The 20,608-nt window shown below is 39.3% G+C and carries 19 protein-coding genes and 1 tRNA gene; 12 read left to right on the top strand and 8 right to left on the bottom strand.

Annotation, left to right across the window (positions count from 1 at the left end; translation table 11 throughout):
- Both VB694_RS09810 and VB694_RS09805 read right to left on the bottom strand, forming a co-directional pair.
- Positions 1-588: VCBS repeat-containing protein (locus VB694_RS09810; protein WP_323360129.1), on the bottom strand; the 588-nt coding region annotated here is incomplete at its 3' end.
- An 84-nt stretch (positions 589-672) separates the two neighbouring features.
- Positions 673-2,838, bottom strand: a complete 2,166-nt coding sequence (locus tag VB694_RS09805) for a TIGR03032 family protein (RefSeq protein ID WP_323360128.1) — start codon at positions 2,836-2,838, stop codon at positions 673-675.
- 383 nt (positions 2,839-3,221) lie between these two features.
- Between VB694_RS09805 and VB694_RS09800 the strand changes: the two genes are divergently transcribed.
- From VB694_RS09800 to petJ, 9 genes are all read left to right on the top strand, one after another.
- Positions 3,222-3,494 carry a hypothetical protein gene (locus tag VB694_RS09800; RefSeq protein ID WP_323360127.1) on the top strand — a complete coding sequence of 91 codons (273 nt, stop codon included), beginning with the start codon at positions 3,222-3,224 and terminating at the stop codon, positions 3,492-3,494.
- A gap of 8 nt (positions 3,495-3,502) precedes the next feature.
- Positions 3,503-3,856, top strand: coding sequence for a clan AA aspartic protease (locus VB694_RS09795; RefSeq protein ID WP_323360126.1), 354 nt, complete (start codon positions 3,503-3,505; stop codon positions 3,854-3,856).
- Between the two features lie 153 nt (positions 3,857-4,009).
- Complete coding sequence (locus VB694_RS09790) at positions 4,010-5,317, top strand: sensor histidine kinase (RefSeq protein ID WP_323360125.1); 1,308 nt, start codon at positions 4,010-4,012, stop codon at positions 5,315-5,317.
- A gap of 192 nt (positions 5,318-5,509) precedes the next feature.
- Positions 5,510-6,160 carry a response regulator transcription factor gene (locus tag VB694_RS09785; RefSeq protein WP_323360124.1) on the top strand — a complete coding sequence of 217 codons (651 nt, stop codon included), beginning with the start codon at positions 5,510-5,512 and terminating at the stop codon, positions 6,158-6,160.
- A 271-nt stretch (positions 6,161-6,431) separates the two neighbouring features.
- Entirely contained in the window at positions 6,432-7,340 is a 909-nt protein-coding gene (locus tag VB694_RS09780; protein ID WP_323360123.1) for a sugar ABC transporter permease, read from the top strand.
- Positions 7,337-8,173, top strand: a complete 837-nt coding sequence (locus VB694_RS09775) for a carbohydrate ABC transporter permease (RefSeq protein ID WP_323360122.1) — start codon at positions 7,337-7,339, stop codon at positions 8,171-8,173. Before VB694_RS09780 ends, VB694_RS09775 begins: the two co-directional genes overlap by 4 nt.
- Positions 8,174-8,496: 323 nt before the next feature.
- Positions 8,497-8,985, top strand: a complete 489-nt coding sequence (gene psbV, locus VB694_RS09770; protein WP_323360121.1) for a photosystem II cytochrome c-550 — start codon at positions 8,497-8,499, stop codon at positions 8,983-8,985.
- 377 nt (positions 8,986-9,362) lie between these two features.
- Positions 9,363-9,782 carry a plastocyanin gene (gene petE, locus VB694_RS09765; RefSeq protein ID WP_323360120.1) on the top strand — a complete coding sequence of 140 codons (420 nt, stop codon included), beginning with the start codon at positions 9,363-9,365 and terminating at the stop codon, positions 9,780-9,782.
- Between the two features lie 358 nt (positions 9,783-10,140).
- Positions 10,141-10,488 (top strand): cytochrome c6 PetJ, encoded by a 348-nt coding sequence (gene petJ, locus VB694_RS09760; protein ID WP_323360119.1) that lies wholly within the window; start codon positions 10,141-10,143, stop codon positions 10,486-10,488.
- Positions 10,489-10,571: 83 nt separating this feature from the next.
- Here the strand turns inward: petJ and VB694_RS09755 are convergent, their stop codons facing one another.
- Complete coding sequence (locus VB694_RS09755) at positions 10,572-11,969, bottom strand: hypothetical protein (protein WP_323360118.1); 1,398 nt, start codon at positions 11,967-11,969, stop codon at positions 10,572-10,574.
- Positions 11,970-12,405: 436 nt separating this feature from the next.
- A complete protein-coding gene (locus tag VB694_RS09750) occupies positions 12,406-14,325 on the bottom strand; it encodes a cation:proton antiporter (protein ID WP_323360117.1) in 1,920 nt (639 codons plus the stop codon).
- A 352-nt stretch (positions 14,326-14,677) separates the two neighbouring features.
- Here VB694_RS09750 and VB694_RS09745 point away from each other — a divergent pair.
- Positions 14,678-14,750, top strand: a tRNA-Glu gene (locus VB694_RS09745).
- 99 nt (positions 14,751-14,849) lie between these two features.
- On the opposite strand, the gene VB694_RS09740 is transcribed toward VB694_RS09745, so the two are convergent.
- The 3 genes from VB694_RS09740 to VB694_RS09730 all read right to left on the bottom strand — a co-directional run bounded on the left by VB694_RS09740 (position 14,850) and on the right by VB694_RS09730 (position 18,269).
- On the bottom strand, positions 14,850-15,425 hold the full coding sequence (locus tag VB694_RS09740; RefSeq protein ID WP_323360116.1) for an SRPBCC family protein: 576 nt from the start codon (positions 15,423-15,425) through the stop codon (positions 14,850-14,852).
- The gene (locus VB694_RS09735; RefSeq protein WP_323360115.1) at positions 15,422-17,470 is read right to left on the bottom strand and encodes a GAF domain-containing protein; all 2,049 of its coding nucleotides are present in this window, start codon (positions 17,468-17,470) and stop codon (positions 15,422-15,424) included. Before VB694_RS09735 ends, VB694_RS09740 begins: the two co-directional genes overlap by 4 nt.
- 463 nt (positions 17,471-17,933) lie before the next feature.
- The gene (locus VB694_RS09730; protein WP_323360114.1) at positions 17,934-18,269 is read right to left on the bottom strand and encodes a hypothetical protein; all 336 of its coding nucleotides are present in this window, start codon (positions 18,267-18,269) and stop codon (positions 17,934-17,936) included.
- 83 nt (positions 18,270-18,352) lie between these two features.
- On the opposite strand from VB694_RS09730, the gene VB694_RS09725 reads away from it, so the two are divergent.
- A complete protein-coding gene (locus tag VB694_RS09725) occupies positions 18,353-18,586 on the top strand; it encodes a hypothetical protein (RefSeq protein WP_323360113.1) in 234 nt (77 codons plus the stop codon).
- Positions 18,587-18,775: 189 nt separating this feature from the next.
- Positions 18,776-19,165, top strand: a complete 390-nt coding sequence (locus tag VB694_RS09720) for an alr0857 family protein (protein WP_323360112.1) — start codon at positions 18,776-18,778, stop codon at positions 19,163-19,165.
- 49 nt (positions 19,166-19,214) lie between these two features.
- Here the strand turns inward: VB694_RS09720 and VB694_RS09715 are convergent, their stop codons facing one another.
- Positions 19,215-20,060, bottom strand: a complete 846-nt coding sequence (locus VB694_RS09715; RefSeq protein ID WP_323360111.1) for a polysaccharide deacetylase family protein — start codon at positions 20,058-20,060, stop codon at positions 19,215-19,217.
- Positions 20,061-20,608 lie beyond the last annotated feature (548 nt).

The raw sequence follows: 20,608 nt of genomic DNA, 5'->3' as shown, positions 1-20,608 counted from the left end.
GGGGGCAGCATAATACCCCACATCCGTCATTCCAAAGGGGTTGGTGGCTTCCAGGGTAAAGCTAGGTGCAGCAGCAGTTCCTGTGTTGCGGTAGAAAAGGATATTGCCATAATATTCACCCACAAAAGCATCCAAGTCCCCATCTCCATCAATATCAGCTAAGGTGGGTCTAGAATTAGAAAGATTCATCTTTATAAACCCGAAGGGGTTGGTGGCTTCCAGGGTAAAGGTGGGAGCAGAAGCCGTTCCCGTGTTGCGGTAGAACGTGGTATCGCCGTAAGCGTCACCCACAAAAGCGTCCAAGTCCCCATCCCCATCAATATCGGCTAAGATGGGTGTAGAATTAGAGAGCACCCTCGTCAGTCCGAAGGGGTTGGTGGTTTCCAGGGTAAAGGTGGGAGCAGCAGCCGTTCCCGTGTTGCGGTAGAACAGGGTATCGCCGTTAGCTTCACCCACAAAAGCATCCAAGTCCCCATCATTATCAATATCGGCAAAGGTGGGTGCAGCGATATTCCCCACATTCGTCAGCCCGAAGGGGTTGGTTACAGGTGATGAGAATTGTGGATCTGTTGTTTCTACTGGTGGCATAATTAGTTTTCTCCAAAATGAATTCAAAATGAAATAGATGTGGGAAATATCCCCCCTAGCCCCTTAATAAGAGGGGAATAGGAGTCAAAGTCCCCCTTGTGAAGGGGGATTTAGGGGGATCAAAGATTTACTCGTCTGTCGTACTTCCCCTAACCCAGTTAAATAGGGAGTCAGGTGTCGTTCAACAAACTGCAACAAACGGGGATAATGGTGGGAAACCGAACCCGTCAGATAGGGAACACCACTGTTAACTTGACGACGTATCGCTTCAGCTAACAGAGAAATCCCTCGTCCCCGCTTCTCAAAAGGTTCAGCAATTGAGAGAGTGGTGTAACGAATTGTGTCAGGTGCAACCCGATGGGTGAACACCCAACCAATTACCTCCCCCCGATAGCGTAATCCCAAGCTATTTAGGGGTTCTAAGCGGTCTGATTCCACAGCAGGGGGCAGGGCTAAACCTGCATCTAGCCAAGGAAACACCTCAAAGGCTGGAGGTAGGGGAAACTTGTTTAACCAAGGGGCTTGGGCAATTTTTTCTGTAGCGGTTTTGCCTAGCACCATGTTGGTTTGATGGGGTTGCCAATGTAGCTTTTGCAGTAGCGGGTCTAAAGCTGTATTGGTAATTGTATTGGTTGAATAGCTGAGGACGATTTCTTCACATCCCTGTTGTGCCAATTCTCTTTCTAAATAGGCGACTAATCTTGTGCCAATCCCTTGTTGACGGTATTCGGGTAACACAAATAGGGAGATCATTTCGGCTTCTTCTGAGTTTAAACGTTCGGCTATGGCAAAACCCACAATTGCCCCATCAACAGAAGCCGAAAGCCCCGTTAATTCCCCTTGGGGTGGTTGGGTTTGCCAACGTTTTTCTAAACTGGGATAGGTGAGATGATTGTAGGTGAGGGCATTGCTAGTATTGAGGTGATATACCCGTTGGTAACGGACGGTTTGACCTAACCCCCCCTGCCCCCCTTCCCTACTAGGGAATGGGGGAGTAATAATATCACTCCCCTCTCCTTGTAGGAGAGGGGTTGGGGGAGAGGTATCCCCTCCTTGTAGGGTTGAGGGTGAGATATCCCCATTACTCTTATTACTCCCTTCTCCTTGCAGGAGAGGGGCTGGGGGAGAGGTCGGTAATCCCGCCACAGGTGGAGTTGCGCCTTTACTGGGACGCTTGGCGGTGGGTTTGGTGGTGACAATGCCGCCACTGTTGGGAAATGTGACTAAACGCTGTATTTCTTCTTCCTGTAAGCCAATGAGTTGGGGTTGTCGCACTCCGGGCAGAACTACCACATCAAATAGTTCTTCAATTACGCTCTGAAAATATAACCAGTGCAGGGTTTCACCTGTTTGTAAATCAATGACCATTAACCCAGATTGGGGATGATTTCCCTCGGACATGAGGCGTTTTTCTAGGGTTAAGCCGGTGAAACTCTGGGAACGTAATTGAGATAGTCCCACAAAGGCGAAGTTTTGCCAAAAGGCTAACCCGCGCACAAATCCAGGACAAAAGGTGATGGGATGGAATTGATGATCTTGGATGTAGCCAAATTCCCCTGTGCCGGAATTGAGTAACCACAATTTCCCCTGATACCAACGGGGAGAATGGGGCATGGATAAGCCTGTGGCGATAATTTCGTTGTGGTTAACATCAATAACGACTCCCCCATCGTGGCGATGATTTCGCCAGCCGGCGGCGGTATCTGTGGTACTACAGGCGGTGACATAAGCGGGTTTGCCTTCTACCATTGTTAACCCATTCAGATGACAACGATCTTCAGCGACAAGTTTGGAAATAAAGGGCGGTTGCCAGATGGGTACAAAGCTATAATCGGGGCTAATTGTGGCTAAACAACTAAAATCAGTATTGACAAAAATTAGTTTTCCGGCATTGTCCAATGCTATTTCATGGGCGTTGACATCGCCGGTGGTGTAAGCGGTGTGGGGGACATAGAGACGATCTGTTTCTTGTGATTTTTCCCCACTATCCAGGAGATTATGGAAATCCCAGATTTGGTAACGGGTGGTCATGTAGAGACGATTTGCTGCTACACATAATCCCATTGGTTTGTCGAATAGTCTTTCGTGTAGTTTCAGCCTTCCGTTAGCTTGACCACTGACGAAAAAAAGGCGGTTGGTTTGGTAGGTGGTAGCAGCAAGGCTGAGGTTTTGCTGTTCCAGCCACAAGGCGAAATCCTGGGAAGCGGTAATTTGTAAAGAAGGGGTGGAATCTGCTGATGTTGTTGACATTGATTAATATATGTTTTGTTTTTATTCGATAAGTATTAATACTTATGGTAAAAAGCCCCAGATTGGCGCGGTAATGCCTCTGTGGAAAAGTCAGCTAAACCTTATAAGTTGATTAATTTCTGGATTTAATGATGTGTGTAGGTCATTGTAGTTTGATCGTCATAGCGATCGCATCGGCCATTGATCTAGTCTTTGACTAGGATCATGATCCTATATAAGTAAAAATTATGAATTAAAATAAACGAATAAATTCCCCCTAAGCCTTATTCCCCATGTCTAAAGCCAGTGACCTCCAAGGCGTGAGGATTTGGTGATATTAGGTGATTTCTGGTATTATTAAAACATGGAAACCCTAAATAAGTATTGAAAAAAGGACTAAAAACGTGCAAGCTATTCTTTTAAGCAGTGAAGAAGTTGGCAAATGTGCCAAGGAACTCTACGAAAATGGTATTCGTGAACAAGTAGAAACAGAAGAAAATATCGGTAAAATGGTAATTATTGATATAGAAACTGGTGAATATGCAGTTGATAAAACAGGGAGAGAATCAGCCCATTATCTCAGAAATAAAAACAGATTTGCTCGACTTTTTGGTATTCGCATCGGCTATAAAGTTGCTGTTTCTTTTTGTGGTGATATGGAGCGTGATATTAGATGATTTCTGGTATGATCAAAAACGGATATCCCACAGTTAACGTTATATTCTATCTGCCAAATCAACCAGATTTTACTATTGAATTTGTAATTGATACAGGTTTTACAGGTGATCTTTGTTTACCATCAGCCGCAGTCACTTTAATGCAGTTACCTTTTCTATATGAACTACCTGCAAATTTAGCTAATAATAGTTGGGTAGATATACCAATACATGAAGCTGTTATCATCTGGAATGGTCAAGAAAGAGAAGTTAATATTTTAGCTACTGGAAAACGACCTTTATTGGGAACTGGTTTACTTAATGGCTATGAACTATGTGTTGAATTTACAGAAGGTGGATTAGTAACAATTGAAGATTTATAAGTATTAATTATGAATTAGAAGATAAATGAAGTTTGATCAAAGGTCTCATTCAGTGATATTACTTATTTAAAGGTCAATTTCAACTTCTCATCTCATCCATCAATGAATATTATCCCCATTATTCTCAGTATATGTGCTGGGATTTGTCTCTATGTGGGTATATTACACCTACTGATTGGCTGGCAGCGATTAAAACCAGCACTTCATATCTGCTTTGGTTTATGCAGTTTGTTAGTCTGTAGCTATATCCTGGGTATGATAGCTATGTATCAAGCTACAAATATGGAAAACTATATCTATGGCAGAAAATGGGTATCTGGTACGGGATTTATCTTGGCGGTTTGTCTGACATGGTTTGTAGCTATATATACTAATTTTAAGCCAGTGCGTCTAATTTTCGTACTGAATAGCCTTTACCTGTTTTATTTTTTAATCAACTTAATTTCTCCTGCTGGTATTCCCTATTCCCATATCAGTCAGCTATCAAATTTTTCTTTACCTTGGGGTGAGTTAATTACTTATCCAGAAGGAACAACAATTAATCCCTTCATTAGATTCCAATCTCTGAGTTTAATTATTCTTGCTATTTTTATGTTTTATGCCTGTTATCGTCAATATCTTCGTAGTGAAAGGCGGGCGGCAATTGATCTGACTGTTAGTGTATATATATTACTAGGAATGTGTGTACATGATCGCCTCATAGATTTAGGGGTGTTCAAATCTGTGTATTTAGCTCAATTTGGGTTTATGTACTTTGTCTTGATTATGAGTCTACGTCTAATTAAAGAGTTGTTTCAAGCAGTCAAATTACGCCAACAATTATTAGAAAGCGATCGCCTGCGTAAAATAGCAGTAGAAGAGGAGCGAAATCGTTTAGCGAGAGATTTACATGATTCAGTATCGCAGACATTGTTTTCTGTGGCCACAATTGCCGAAACTGTACCCAGAGTATGGCAACGTCATCCAGAAGTAGCCCAGGAGAAATTAGAAGAACTTGCCCAATTGACACAGGGGGCATTAGCAGAAATGCGGAGTTTATTGGTAGAATTGCGTCCTAGCGGATTGAGAGAAAAATTATTAGGTGAATTACTAAAACAGTTAACTAAAGCAGTTAAAGGACGGGCAAAAATCCAAATTATCACCACAGTAACGGGAGATCAGCCTTTACCGGAAGAAGTAAAACTGGTATTTTATCGTGTTACGCAAGAAGCACTAAATAATATTATTAAACACGCTCAAGCTACGCAAGTGTCTGTTGTTCTTCAAAGCAATTCAGAGTATATAAAATTATGTATTAGTGATAATGGTTGTGGATTTGATATGAAAGATATACCATCGGGTCATTTAGGCATAGCAATTATGAGAGAACGGGCTGAGTCTATTGGTGCTACTTTCCATTTAGAAAGTTACTTAGGAAAGGGTACAAAGATTATATTAACTTGGTTAATCAATAGTGGGTAATTAAAAGAATTTAGAATTTAGAATGCAGAATTTAGAATTAGGTTTTGCAACGGTGATTTTAACCCCTAAACTTGGCTAAATATTACAAAATAATAACAAAATAATAACAAAATAATAAAAATATTAGAAATACTAACAGTAAAGAAGATATTATTTTAAAAATATTTTTAATTTAATACTCAGGGCATCAAAATGGAAAAAGATCAATTAATCAAACCTATTCGAGTCATAACTGTTGATGATCACGAAATCCTCAGAGGTGGGATTAAATTTTCTTTACTAGCCTTTGATGATATTGAATTAGTAGCTGAAGCACGTAATGGTAAAGAAGCAATACATCTGTGTGCAGAGTTACAGCCAGATGTGGTATTGATGGATTTGATGATGCCGGAAATGAATGGAGTTCAAACAACAAGATTTATTAAGAATAAATACCCAAAAATTCAGGTTTTAGTGTTAACAAGTTTTGTAGAAACAGACTTATTACAGGAAGTTATGGAAGCTGGAGCGATTGGTTATTTGCTCAAAGGTGCGTCAATTGATGAATTAGCGGATGCTCTACGATCTGCTGCTGCTGGTTTGTGTAAAGTAGCATCAGAGGCTCTTGTGGCATTATTTCAACAACCTCAATCTTTATCTCAACCTGTCTATAAATTGACTAAACGACAGGAAGAAGTGTTAGCATTATTGAGTGTAGGATTAACTAATGAAGCGATCGCTCAAAAGTTGAAAATCAGTCCTTCTACTATTAGACATCATGTGACACAAATCCTCAATAAATTAGGGGTAGAAAACCGTACTGAAGCCGCAACAACAGCAGTGCGAGTTGGATGTTTGCAATAATTTTTTTTAATTCATCCTGGGGGTTTAATTCCTAAACAGGCTGTTTCTGAATGTGTATATCTAGCTTTAGCTGTGAATAAAAATTGTCAAATGGTAACGGCTGATGAAAGATTTTATAATGCACTGTCTAAAGATAAGCTGTTTAGTTATTTGTGTTGGATAGAAGATTTACAATAAATTTCATTACTACAATGTCACGCATAAATCTGATGTTTATAACTATCAAAAAGCCTTAACATTCTAGAATATAGAAAATTATCGAGGTCTAGTTGTGTTTCCCATCAACAGACAACGCCGAAACCAACGCTGGAAAATTGCCGAAAACCTAGCCGGGTATCTGTTCATGATGCCCACAATCTTAATTTTAGGTACTTTTGTTATTCTCCCCATCCTCTACGCTGTCTTTCTTTCTCTCCACAAAGTTCAACTTTTAGGCGGTATTGAATATGAATTCATTGGTTGGCAAAATTTCACCCGTTTGGTAGAAGACGAACAATTAGGAATTGCGTTAAAAAATACAGCAGAATATGTGGCTATTGTTGTCCCCAGTCAAACTATTTTAGCTTTAATTCTCGCAGTTACTTTAAACTCTGGTATTCGTGGAAAAAACTGGTGGCGGATTCTTTATTTTCTGCCAACAGTCACATCGTCGGCTGTGTTAACACTCATCTTTATGTGGATTTATAATACCGATGGATTACTAAATGATTTTATCTCCTTTTTTGGACTACCTAAATATAACTGGTTAGGAGATCCCAAAGTGGCATTAAAAGGTATTATGATCATGAATATTTGGTCAACCGCACCTTTTTATATGGTGATTTATTTAGCAGCTTTACAAGATATCCCCCAAACACTTTATGAAGCAGCAGATTTAGATGGAGCAAATGGTTGGGATCAGTTTATTAGTATTACTATTCCTTTATTGCAACCTGTGACTTTTTTTATAGTAACAGTGGGGATAATTGGCACTTTTCAATTATTTGACCAATCTTACATTTTCTCTGGTGGAACTGGCGGACCAAATAACGCTACTTTAACCGTGGTATTGCTAATTTATCAAGCTGTATTTAGAAATTTACAATTAGGATATGCAGCGGCTATTGCATTTTTACTGGCAGCAGTTATCATTACGATCACTTTGATTCAACGGCGCATTTTTGGAGGTGAAAGAATGTGAATCTAATTTCTCGATTGCCCTGGCTAAAAGTCTTGTTATATCTATTGTTAACAGTTTATGCAATTATCACCCTAATTCCGTTTTTATGGGCGCTTTCTGCATCATTTAAACCTCTTTCAGAAATTATTAATGGTGCGCCAAATTTCATTCCTCAGAATTTTACTCTCGATAACTATAAGCAAATTTTTCTCCAAGAACCCCTATTTTTTCGTTGGTTATTTAACAGTGTAGTCATAGCTGTCAGCGTTACATTTTTGAATTTACTTTTAAATTCAATGGCAGGTTATGCCTTGGCTAGACTGCGATTTGTGGGTAAACGCTTTTGTTTTTTTCTGATTTTAGCTGTACTGGCAGTACCCGCACAAATTACCCTAATTCCCACATTTTTGATTTTAAAAGCGTTGGGTTGGCTCAATTCTTATCAAGGCATGATTGTGCCTAGTATGGTTAATGCTACTTTTATTTTTATGATGCGGCAGTTTTTTGTTAATTTTCCTCAAGAATTAGAAGAAGCAGCCCAATTAGATGGTTTAAATACCTGGGAGATTTTCCAAAATATTGTTTTACCCCTGGCCAAACCAGCCCTAGCAGCACAGGCGGTTTTTGTTTTTATGGGCAGTTGGAATAATTTTATACTTCCGCTGGTGATATTATTTGACCCGGAGATGTTTACCCTTCCTTTAGGTTTAAATACTTTTAAAGGCCAATACATCAGCTATTGGAATTACATCATGGCAGCTTCAATGATATTCACTCTCCCCGCTTTGGGAATTTACGCCTTTTTTAACCGCTATTTTATTCAAGGTGTAACTTTTACAGGTGGAAAAAGTTAACATTTCAATTTGTAAAGTTTTTGATAAAGATTTGTATCACAAAATCGAATATTTCAATTCCTAGTTAGGGACAAAATTAGGGTCAGCAGCTGTGAAGAGCAGCTAATGGTAAACTGATTCATGCTGATGTTAATGATAGCGAGAATATTTTACCAAAGTAATCCTGATAGCTTTTAGCCACAGGAACAGGGGTGTTATAGTTCTCCCCGTCGGCTTTATATCCGGCAAACTTTTAGCACCAGATAAATATCTATACTTATCTATGCTTTTTGGAACTATTAGTGTCTTAGCTGTGTTGAGCATTAAAAATTTGAAGGGGAAATATGTTTAGAAGACTGATTGGTGTTCTTGTTGCTGTTCTGGTGACGTTTCAGTTATTCGTCGGTAGTGCGACAGCCGTGGAAATGGATAAAGCTACCAGAACTGTCAAATTGAATGACAAAGGTGATACAGTTGTCATTAGCGTGCCACAACTTGCAAAAGGTAAAAGATTATTTAATGACACCTGCTCTCAATGTCATGCTGGGGGTGTAACCAAAACTAACCAAAACGTGGGACTAGAACCAGAAGCTTTGGCAGGCGCTACACCCAAGCGTGACAACATTGAAGGGTTAGTAGACTACATGAAAAATCCCACAACTTACGACGGTGAAACAGAGATTTCTGAAATACATCCCAGCATCAAGAGTGCGGATATATTTACGGAAATGAGAAACCTGACAGATGATGACTTGACAGCGATCGCAGGTCATATTCTCATTCAACCCAAAGTTGTTGGTACTCGCTGGGGTGGTGGTAAGATTTATTACTAAACACCAACTAGTTAGTCTCCTGACGGCATGAAGTAAGGGCAAGATTGCCCTTGCTGTGGCAAAAGTTCAGTTCCCTGTCCTGATACCTGAGTACATTTAAGCAGAACTATCATCTTTGGTTGCTTATACTTAAGTTTGTTCTTTGGCAACAGGACTCGGAACTTCATGTTTTAGTCAAACTTTGCAACTCTAACATCAAGCTGCTTTCACTCCTGACTCCTGGTGTATAAAGTTTATCCAAAAATATTTTTCCAACCGTATTTTCTAACAAGAGAAGCAATTTTATAAAAAATTCATCTATGACAGATTGTCGTATTTGGTGCTAAATGTATTTAAAATGAAAACAGAAAAATAAAACTATATCTCAGGAGAGAGCCATGAAATTAATTGCAGCAAGTTGGAGACGCTTGACTCTAGCAGTATTGACTGTACTTTTAGTTGTTAGCAGCTTTGCTATTTTTACTCCCACCGCATCTGCTGAAACTTACACCGTTAAATTGGGTAGTGACAAAGGACTGTTGCAATTTCAACCTAAAGCATTGACAATTAAGCCTGGTGATACAATTGAATGGCTTAACAACAAACTTGCTCCCCATAATGTTGTGTTTGATGCTACTAAAAACCCTGCAAAGGATAAAGCTTTAGCTGAATCTTTTTCTCACACTAAATTACTGTTGAATCCTGGACAGAAAGTGACAACAACTTTTCCCGCAGATGCGCCATCTGGTGATTACCTTTTCTACTGCACTCCCCACCGTGGTGCTGGTATGGCTGGTAAAATCACTGTTGAAGGCTAAAAATCTTGTTACTTTGACAGCAGATAATTTTTCTTGTTCAATTAGGTAGTGCAAACTACTGATCAGGTGCGGTAACGAGTTTAATCCCTTGGCAAAAAGATAGGGATCAGCTAGTTACCGCTAATTTTTATAAATTTTGCCCAAAATCCGTATTATACTATACCAAGTTATGCAAATAACTGAAGATACTATTTGCCTGATACCAATTCTTTGTGATAGCTTGCGTGGCGTAGCCATAATGGTATTGTATTCATCACCCATAATCCTTTGATGGTACAGGCCTCTGGATTTATGAGGTGGAATCAATCCAAAATCTAAAATCCAAAATCGGAGATGTGCTTGTTGCGAGGAAAATCTCTTGAGAATAATTTTATTAATTCTATTGTTAGCGATCGCTCTGTTGTTTAACTTTAAATTTATTGACCCAGCCTTAGCAGTAGAAATATCGACGGGTAGCGTAATTTTTAGTAAAAACTGCGCTGCTTGTCATATAGGAGGCGCTAATATCCTCGTTGAAAATAAAACTTTACAAAAGTCAGCACTATCAAAATATTTAGAAAATTATGATACTGACCCTATTAAAGCTATGATTAATCAAATTCAGAACGGCAAAAGTGCTATGCCAGCCTTCAAGAACAAATTAAGCGAACAAGAAATTCTAGAAGTAGCCGCTTATTTGTTCCAGAAAGCGGAAACAGGTTGGTAGAGGCTAATTGTTGAAATTCAGCAGTCACAAATCAAGAATCAATTGATTATGACTGCTGTATTCTGAAGAAAGTGAATTTTTCTTCAATTTTCTGGATTTGAGTTTTGTCTTTTTTCCTTGATTTGACGTAATTGTTCGATTAACTTTTGGGCAGATTCAGTAGAGATACTAGGCTTATCGTCATTGACTACAGGTATCACAGAAGAATTGGGAATAATCACAGCTTGATTATTCGGCTGATTTTTGCCTTTTTCTGGTTCAACCGCTTTTTGAGCATCTAGTTTTTGAACAGGTTTTAGCTCTTGAATTTTTTCAGGAATCTGAATATCGGGATTATTTTTAAAGCTGAGTTGGAAAGGATAAGAGCTAATCCGTTTTTCACTCTTAGGTGTATTGGCGCTGAAAAATTCTCTGGTTTGGGATTGCAGTTCAGGGGCTACTGACCTATCCTGGAATTTAATATCTAGGACTTTACCATCAGGGTCTACAACTAATCGACCCAAAACAGTACCTTCCATATCTCGTTTATTTGTAGAGATAGTTTCCCGGATGACTGCTTGTTCCTTGACATTGGGATATTCTTCCCGAATTGCTTTTCTGAGAGTGTTATAAGAGTCAAGCCTGGACAGCAACTGTTCCCGTTTCTTCCCTTGAGAGTCAGACTGGCTGAAACTGGGAACTTCCGCTTGTTGTTGTGCTGAATTTTCTGGTGCTGGTATAAATCTGGGGGCTGCTGATATGAATTGGCCCTTATCTTTTAGAGATGTTTCAGCAGCGATTCCAATTGGATTATCTCCAAACTTGATTTTTTGTGCTTCAGTAACTTCCTGTGGTGCTTTGGTAGAGCCAATATCAATAGCATCGGGAGATGGGTTAATTAGTGGTTCACTAGGTAATTTATTATCTGCCTGAACCTGTGGCAACCTGTTGATATTCAGTGGTTGCGTTTCTTGAATTTTGGCATCTATATCATCAACAAAAGGAGACTGTGAAGGAGAAAATCTATTTCTGATGCGGAAATTAGAAACTTGAGTTCTGAAATCGTTTCTAGCAAATTTCTGGATAGGTTGCCTTCTAGGTAAGTAAGAAAGATTATAATTTGCCGATGATGTAGGGATGGGTGGCAATACACCCTGGCTAGGTAAAGTAGCCTGTAACGGTGGTTCTATCGGAGGGATGATTGTTGTGTCACTACCAAAGTTCACCAGCGGAATTTGTGGTTGTAGTGGCAGTTGGGGTGGTTGTAAAGCAACCTGGGATGTATCCGCAGTTTGTGGCAAGCGATTTTGATCAACCGGACTTAATTCCATTAATCCTACCGCTGTTGCAGAATCAGCTTTTGCGGAGTTGCTGGAATCAACAGGCATTAATGGCACAATCAAGGCAATAGCACCGTGGATACCAAGAGAGGCTATAGCGGCTATCCCAGTGGGTTGGCTTAATATTTCTGGTATATTTTTCAGTAGGGAGACATAAGACATAGCTGTTATCGTTCACTCGGCTCAGTTGCAGTTGACTAGTCCAATTAGGCAGAAGGCTGGCTGTATAACTCTAGGACTTACTTTTTTAGTCTATTGATTAGATAGAGCCATTTCTGCCATGCTTTACTAGAGATTTTATTCTTTAAATTATATTGCCATTTTTAGAGATGGGCTTCTCTAACCAATAATAATTTCTTCTCCTGGCATTTATAAACAGGAATATTTAAGTCAATAATCTGGGGCTAGTAGGGGTAAATCACTTATTGACAAGCCTCAAATGGCGTAAGCTTGTTCCCGAATAGGTAGTCCGCCCCTATTGATTGAGCGGATAATGTAATTGCTTGTACTGCCGTTACTGGAACTGATGTTGGCAAGTGATACATCTATCAGCTTTACTATGGCAAGAAAAAGAAATGTCTCCAGAAAATATTGACTTTCAGTTACCAGATGCTTCAGTAGCAGAAAGCTGAGACAATTTAGCAATAGGTACTTCTTCCACTTCTGGTAAAGTTTCTAAAGCTAAAGCGGTAGATTGACTTGCACCAGATAAGCGTTTTAACAGATTTGGTCTGGAATCGTACAATAGGTAGATAATGCGATCGCCTACTTCCCAGTCTTGATTAACTGACATTACCTGTAGGCGTTCCTCCCTATCTATCAATAGCGGTACTAACACACCAGTCCGAACTTTTTCCTGTATATGCTCTTGTTGACTAGCAAATTCTGCCTCATTCAAAGTTGTTGTCCCCAACTTCACCCGGCCATCATTTAAGTATTCATTCCAGGTTTTAATTGGTAAGTCAGAGACAAAAGCTTGATTAACTCTAGTATTAGTTGAGGTAGAAGTTTGAGAATTACGAGGAAATACTGCCAAAACGCGAGGTGGGTTAAATTCCTCTGCTGCCCGTTGTGCTAACACAAAATTCACCTCGCCATTATTCGTCATTGCCAAAAAAGTACCCAAAGAAGCAATTCCTGCCTCTTCCAAAACTTCTGCATCCAGCGCACTACTAGCAATTACGCGCATATTTTGAGCTTCAGCTTGAGCAAAATATTGGGAGTCAGTGTCAATCATCACCACGCTTTCTCCCCGTTCTTGAAAAAAGCGGGCAATCAATAAACTCAACGGATTACAACCCACAATCACTGCCCCAGTAGCATCTTTAGAAGTGATTCGTAACCACTTCACCAGCCAACCCGCTGTTAAACCCTGACAAAACACAGTCATAATAATTGTCAGGAACACCAAAGCCTTAATGGCATCACCACCATTAACGCCACGCTGTGTCAGAGAAATAGCAAATAAAGAAGCCACAGAGGCGGAAACTATTCCTCTCGGCGCTACCCAACTTAAAAATAGTTTCTGTCGCCAATTCAGATTACTGTTCCAAGTACAAAACAGAATGTTAATTGGGCGAACCACAAACATCAACACCAAAACCGTAAATAAACTACCCCAACCCAAGGCCAACACACTGGCAATAGATAAGTCAGCAGCTAGGAGAATAAACAATACAGAAACGCTGAGAATTGTCAGCTGGTTTTTAAAGCTTTTTAACAGGCGTTCTTCAGGAACTGATGAGTTAGCAAATACTGCACCTGCAACGACTGTAGTCATAATTCCTGACTCGCTGCGGATAGTTTGCGCTAGGGTAAATAAACCCCACAGCACAGCCAACACCACCAAGTTTTTCAGTTCAAAAGAGAGAAAATTAGCGCGTTTGAAAATCCAACTCATCAGATAACCGCCAATACCCCCAATCATCGCTCCCACACCCAAACGCAAGGTTAAACCCATAATCGCTTTGATGGGGTCAGTATCACCATTCAAAATCGTATCTAGGACAACGTAGGCCAGGATAGCTCCCACTGGGTCGATTAAAACCCCTTCGCCTTCTAATAGCGTTGCTACTTGTCGATCTACGTTAATTTGTTTGAGCAGGGGTCCAACTACTGTTGGTCCAGTGACAACGACGATGGAAGCATAAAGAAAAGCTATATTCCAGGGAAATTCTCCCAACCAGTGCGCTGCCATGCTACCACCTAGCAGCGTTATTAAAGTTCCCAGGGTAACAAGCAATTGCAAGCTGACTGAAACTCTGCCCATCTCCCGCAAATCCAATTTCAGTCCGCCTTCAAACAAAATAATTGCTGTGGCTAGAGAGACAATTACTTCTAGTCCTGTGCCTAGCAGATGGGGTTGTAATAGTCCAATGCCATCTGCACCCAATAGGATACCTAAAAGGAGTAATAAGACGATGCTAGGCAGTCTGAGATAAGCAGCCATCACTTGGGCGCTGATGCCTGCCAGGACTGTGAACACCATCTGGAGGGTAATTTGAAAAGATGCTTCCATGTTGTAGATTTTGAGCGATTGATTTCAAAATCCTTTGTAAAGAACCATAAATACTAACGTACAACAGCATCCCCATCCTTAAGAAAATAAGAGATTTTTTTATGCTTAGTTGCTTATAGTACACCTTTTTTAGCTATTTGGTGACCGAATACTTTCGGAACAGCACAATAGGACTTGAGAAGTATGTGGGGTGGAGGGTGTCAGACCAGCATTTTTCCAGCCTCCATCTTCCTTTCTTCGAGAACTTTTTGATTTAATCTACCGAATTTTAGATGCCGTAAAAAATTTTTTAGCAAAAGGTGTTGACATCCTCTAAAAAATCCGGTAGATTATTAAAAGTCTGAACTCCGATGCCCCCATCGTCTAGAGGCCTAGGACACCTCCCTTTCACGGAGGTAACAGGGATTCGAATTCCCTTGGGGGTATTTTAAAAAATAAATAAACAGGTAGAAAGGAAAAATACTTTGTTTTTTCTTTGCTACCTGAAAACTAAATTCAATCATTGTGTTTTGCTAAAGCACAGCTTACAGATTGATTAAATCCCTGGCTCGTTGGCGAATTGCGAGCAGGTTTAGTTGTAGGTCTTTGCTGAAGCGGGTTTCAATAATTCCTATAGGCATTGTCAGCTTAGGCCAAACTTGAATTGTGTAGCAGAGAATTGTTCCTTCATCTACACCAAGGGAATAAGGTTCTAAGCCCCAGCTACCAGAAAAACTTTTAAAATCTCCTTCTACCATCTCAAAGCTGATGAGTTTGGGGAAGATTTCTTCTAAATCTAGGACTACACGCGCACAAAATTTGAAATTGAGCAACCGCTGAGAGCCTATTTGTTCTAGACGGATACCTCCATGGGGATGGTCTAACAGACAACTCTTCGCTAAGTTGGGAATAAATTGAGGTAAGGCTTCATAGTCTGTGAGAATCTTCCAGACTTTTTCGACAGAATGGGGAATGTGAACTTTAGCAGTGATTTGTCGCTGTCTCTCTGACAACTTTTCAACTTGGATGGTTACTGAATCAATATCCAAATTGGTTTCTAGACTATTGTCACTCATGGGGGAAGGGAAATCGAGTCCCGTTGTGTTGTGTTCTGTAGTCACTTTTGAGAATTTGGGTTATTTGCTACGGAAAACTGAGGTAGTGTGAGGGTAAAACAAATTTTGCTTAAAGGAGAGTTCTCGATGGGGATGCTCTCAACAGCAATCACCCCATGTAAATGCTCTACTAGAGATTTGACTAAAGCCAAGCCCAAGCCAGTACCTGGAGTCCAACGTCCTTTACCACGACGGAACTTGTCAAAGATATAAGCCGCTTCTTCTTGCGAGATGCCACGTCCTGTATTAATCACTTTAATAATAATTTGATTCCCACGAACCGCTTCGCTATCATGTTCTTGTTCGACTCTGTGAGTCGCCTGTAAATGAACAATAGTATCACGCTCCGAATATTTACTGACATTGTTTAACAATTCTTGCAAAATGCGATCAAAACTCTCGATTTCGGTTTGCAGTTTTAACGGCTTTTTAGGTAAATCTACAGTTATGGATAATCCTTGCTCTGTGAGTGGCTGTTCTAAAGTAGCTGCCAAGTCATTAAGTTTAGTATTTAAGTCTATAGTTTCAAATTGTGGTGCTTCCTGGTGAGATTCTAGTTTTTGGAGTGTGAGCAGGTCATTAATTAAGTTAATTTCTTTGGTACATTCTGATTCTAAAATATCTAGATATCGAGTTTGCCGTTCTGCTGTAATTCCTGGTAAACGTAAATTACGGATTGACATCCGCATATTTGTGAGAGGATACCGTAAGCGATCGCTTATATTGCTGACAAATTCATCTTTAAGTTCATTGAGTTCTTGTAACTGCTGAACATACTGCTTTGTTCTTTCGTACAATTTTGCCTGTACTTCCAAACTCCGCTTGAGTTGCTCTGTTCTTTCATCTACTAAATTTTGTACTTGCCGCAGTGTTTGTGATTGAATTATGGCATTACTTAATTGAGCGCATACCATTTCCACAAGATTTAATTCTGCTGGTTGCCAACCGCGAGCAACTTGTTGTTGTAAAACTACAAATCCTAAAACTTTGCCTTGATTTTCTAAGGGCATTAATAATGTGGAAGGAAACTCTTCAATTGCAAACAATGGATTTGGTTGCCAATTCTCTTTTTGCTCTGTCAAATTATCCATCATGATCGGTTTCCCCGATTCTACAAATATACGTTGGCATAAACCACATTCTGACAACCAAAAAGATTGTTCTAATTTGTCTAAAGTATGATCAGAAGTGCTTTGAGTTTTGTTCCATTTCCCGACTACCGTAGCTTTAGCTTTAGGAATTTGCTTTTTTTGGCGATTCCTAAACATAGGATCTGTATATTTTAATAAAATCAGTAATCCTCGATCTACTTCTAAAGATTCGGCAGTTGATGAAATCACTAACTGGAGCATTTGATTTAACTCCAAGTTACTAAGACTTAATATAGTTAATTGCTTGATTAAAGTTTGATGCTGGTTAGCTTTGTACAGATTCTGATTTTGATTAGTGAGAGTCTGTGTTTGGGCTACTTGTGCCATTGCGATCGCACAAGATGATTCTACTGATTTAAGTAATTGTTTTTCTGATTCACTCCAGTCATAGGGCTGGGATTTGATCAGGCTAATTACACCGTTATTTTTACCACTAAATCGCGTGGTAATTGCTAGAACCGATTTCATCGGTATGGGCAAAGATTGACATCCAATTGCTAGAGTTTCTTGAATCGTGGAAACATCTTCAATCGTCAATGGTTCAGTAGCGCATCTGACAACGGGTAAACTCACTGACAAATCTTGTTTTGATAATATTTGGTCAGATTGTGACATTTCCAAAGCTTGTTCATGACACCAGTTAGCAGTAGATACTTGACTAGATTCATCAGTTGTGGTTGTAACTAGACAACAGCAATCTACTTTGAATGCTACTCCTAATAAGTGAGCAATTTCTTGCAACATTGAGGATGTCGTCTGACTATTGGTAATGATCTGATTTATCTTCTGCACCAACGCCTGGGACGTTTCTTCCTGTTGCTGCATCAGCTTGGCTCGGTATGGTTGTAGTTGCTCTAAATCATCTGTGTATTGTGGCAATGATAATAAACGTTTTTTCATTATTTTTACCTTTGTGGATGATTATCTATTCTTTTACCTTTGCACCAAATTTTCTGATAATTTTTTATTGCTTTATTTTTGTATACCATAATAAATATTAAGTGATTTGCCCCTAATTTTTATCAATTTCTCTTATCTCTTTATGAATAAATTGATCGCTTTTATTTATCAACTAAATTTAACTCAATATCTGATTGACGCGATTTTCAATATTTCGATCTTGAGTAGCTGTATTATCATTAATTTAGGATATCTTGTCTATGACTTTTCATAAACCGTAATTTCTCTGGAATTAAATAAAAAATATCATAAATAGCATACGCGTTAATACTTATTTAGTTGGTAATAAATATTATGGGACTTACTGAACTCAAATTAATCGACATTAAACTTAACAAAATAAATCTAAATTTTGTGGGAATGCAGCCTCATTATTGCCAAGAGGCTGCATCGTCAAGTGAGTCTAGAAAGCCAAACTTTCAACACACAGAGGAACCATGTCGCCATTCCTCGTTAGTCCCAATAACATAGGCTGTCGAGCTTGAATTAATTTACCTGTGAGGACACAGCGTTCATCTTGCTGGGCTGTAGCTGCTATACTGGCTCGAATATCGGCATGAGAAAATCGGGGTTTCCATTCACCTGATTTTTGCTGGACATAATTCCAGAGGATATCCCGAATGAGGGCTTGATATCCTTGATTACCCGCTATCTCTTTGAGTTTATCTTTCAGTTCGCGTTCCAAACGGATGCTGGTAACTTCCATATCGGTGGTTGCGGTGCGGGTGATAGTAGGCATGATTTTTCTCCTTAGAAGTATAGACAAGATAGTAATACAAGTGTAGTATGTTTACAGTAATGTTCAATAGGTGAAATTTTTTTGTGAACTCCATTTACCCCACCTCTACTTCCTCCCATCCCACCATTTGGCAAGCCAGTTGGAAATTTGCTGCTATGGAAGTGGATTATTTATTTATTGGCATGAGCAGTCGGTATGGCAGAGAGAGAGCAGAGGGTAATAATGATTTTAGATATGTTTGCTTGAATGTGCTGAATAGTAAACCACAAATAGAGACAAGCAGCGGGAGGTACAAAAGAAATGTTGTACTGCAATAAGACCAGAAAAATATCAGGTCAATTTCTAACCCCTGCTTCCGATTTAGACGAAGCGGGGGTTTTTTAAATCAGTAACTAGTAAACAGTGAACTGATCACTGTTGTTCAGGAGTCAGACTGTTGCTTTTGCAGAAAAGTTTTGGATAGATATGCAAGCCAACCTGGAATCACAGGAGAGCATAAGAAAGAAATGTTGAAATTAACTTACACTGAAGGGAGCTTTTATTTAGAGTGTCTGACTCTGTCACTAGAAGAATGGGTGACGCAAAGAGTGATTTTGTCGATGCGGGTTGGTCAACCGCTACATTTTGAACCTAGCACGGCTTCCTTTTTGTTACCGGTTGATTTACCGGGAGTAGAAAGGCTGAAGGCTGAGGTGCAACGAAATGATAGTGAAATCATCGCCCTATCTATATGCGATGCTGAGGATTTGGAAGTTATCCTGCGCGGTTCTTGGTTATCAGATAGTTCTGAGAATAAAGTTGGTGTGTTCGTGACGACAATGAGCTATCGCACAGAGTTTTTTTTACAAAAACTGTGGCTAGAGGCTCAAGTTTGTGCGTCTTTTGTGAATGAGTAAAGAAGGCAGAAGGCAGAAGAGATTGAATACTTCTGCCTGTTTTATTTTTCTATTTCTCCATTTCTAATAATTCAGGAATGGTAACAAATTTATAACCTTGTTGTTTCAGTCCATTGATAATTTCTGGTAAAGCTTTAACAGTTCTTTCACGATTGCCGCCACCATCGTGCATTAAAACAATTGCACCTGGTTTTGCATCTCTGAGAATATTTTTAACAAATACTTGATATTTGGCACGCGGATCGGTGTCTGCTGAGGTCACTGACCACATGACAACAGAGTTTTTTTGACTTTTAGCATAAGTAGCTAATCCGTTGTTTAAATAGCCTCCGGGGGGACGGAAAATAGATGTTTTAACTCCTGTTGTTTTATAGATTAATTCATTTGTTTTTTCAATTTCACTTTTAGCTGTGGCTGCATCCATGCGTTTATATAAATGATTCCATGTATGATTACCAATAGCATGACCTTCGGCTACAACTCTTTTAGCTATTTCGGGATGATTTTTTAAGGAACTTCCTACCCAAAAGAATGTGGCTTTGACATCATTTTGTTGGAGGATATCTAACATTTCTACCGTGGTTTTTGGCCAGGGTCCATCATCAATAGTTAAAGCAATAACTTTTTCGTTGTTTTTAGGTTTAACTTGATAAACTGTCTTTCCTTGAAATTTAGCTGGGACGGTAAAATTTAAGTTTTTGATTTTAGCTGTTGGTTGTGATTTCGTATTAGTTTGATTTTCAGGAATAGAAACTCCTAAAGCTTCGCTGTTGGTTTTTAATTGGGGTGTATTTTGGGTGTTGTTACAAGCGGTTAGAGATAATGCTATGGTGGTGACAGCAATTATTTTTATTGTTTGGTTGTAGTTGTTTGTGGAATTAGAATTTTGGGACATAAAGTTATATGAGATATTTCACAGGATGGGAATTTGCATTTTTACAGTATTAACAGAAAATCTCGATTTGGGGTAGGGGTTTAACATTGCGCTTTACGCCTACTGCATTTAATTGATATACGTATGTAGGCGATCGCTTGATGATGACCTTGCATAAGCTAAATTTCGTCTCACGCGAGTTATACTCAAGAAAAAACCAAGAGAGGACTTAACGAAGTTCAGGGAGATGCTGATATTGAAAAGATGAAGCGTCCCGAAAATTCACAAAATGCAACTTCAGTAGAAGAGGAAGTAGAAGGCTTTCTGGAGAAGGTTACAGGCAGCAATAAGTAAATAGAATGCAAGTATTTAGCTATAGTACCCAGATCCCCGACTTCTGACAAGAATTTATAATTTGTGGACATAATAAATCAAAGAAGTCGGGGATCTTATCGCCTTGTCAAGGGTCAATAATGCAGTAAATTGACCCTATTTTGTTTACAGGAAACAATCAAAAGAGTTATATCTAAATACATACAATAAAATGGATACTAATACTCCATTTGACT

The sequence above is a fragment of the Anabaena sp. UHCC 0451 genome, from assembly GCF_034931405.1.
GTDB lineage: Bacteria > Cyanobacteriota > Cyanobacteriia > Cyanobacteriales > Nostocaceae > RDYJ01.
This window is presented reverse-complemented; position numbering and strand designations above follow the sequence as displayed.

Excerpts from the sequence above, each read along its gene's own strand:
- VB694_RS09750 (WP_323360117.1), bottom strand. The coding sequence starts at position 14,325 with ATGGAAGCATCTTTTCAAATTACCCTCCAGATGGTGTTCACAGTCCTG.
- VB694_RS09805 (WP_323360128.1), bottom strand. The coding sequence starts at position 2,838 with ATGTCAACAACATCAGCAGATTCCACCCCTTCTTTACAAATTACCGCT.
- VB694_RS09730 (WP_323360114.1), bottom strand. The coding sequence starts at position 18,269 with ATGCCTACTATCACCCGCACCGCAACCACCGATATGGAAGTTACCAGC.
- VB694_RS09795 (WP_323360126.1), top strand. The coding sequence starts at position 3,503 with ATGATCAAAAACGGATATCCCACAGTTAACGTTATATTCTATCTGCCA.
- psbV (WP_323360121.1), top strand. The coding sequence starts at position 8,497 with ATGTTTAGAAGACTGATTGGTGTTCTTGTTGCTGTTCTGGTGACGTTT.
- VB694_RS09715 (WP_323360111.1), bottom strand. The coding sequence starts at position 20,060 with ATGTCCCAAAATTCTAATTCCACAAACAACTACAACCAAACAATAAAA.
- VB694_RS09720 (WP_323360112.1), top strand. The coding sequence starts at position 18,776 with ATGTTGAAATTAACTTACACTGAAGGGAGCTTTTATTTAGAGTGTCTG.
- petE (WP_323360120.1), top strand. The coding sequence starts at position 9,363 with ATGAAATTAATTGCAGCAAGTTGGAGACGCTTGACTCTAGCAGTATTG.
- VB694_RS09735 (WP_323360115.1), bottom strand. The coding sequence starts at position 17,470 with ATGAAAAAACGTTTATTATCATTGCCACAATACACAGATGATTTAGAG.
- VB694_RS09755 (WP_323360118.1), bottom strand. The coding sequence starts at position 11,969 with ATGTCTTATGTCTCCCTACTGAAAAATATACCAGAAATATTAAGCCAA.
- VB694_RS09785 (WP_323360124.1), top strand. The coding sequence starts at position 5,510 with ATGGAAAAAGATCAATTAATCAAACCTATTCGAGTCATAACTGTTGAT.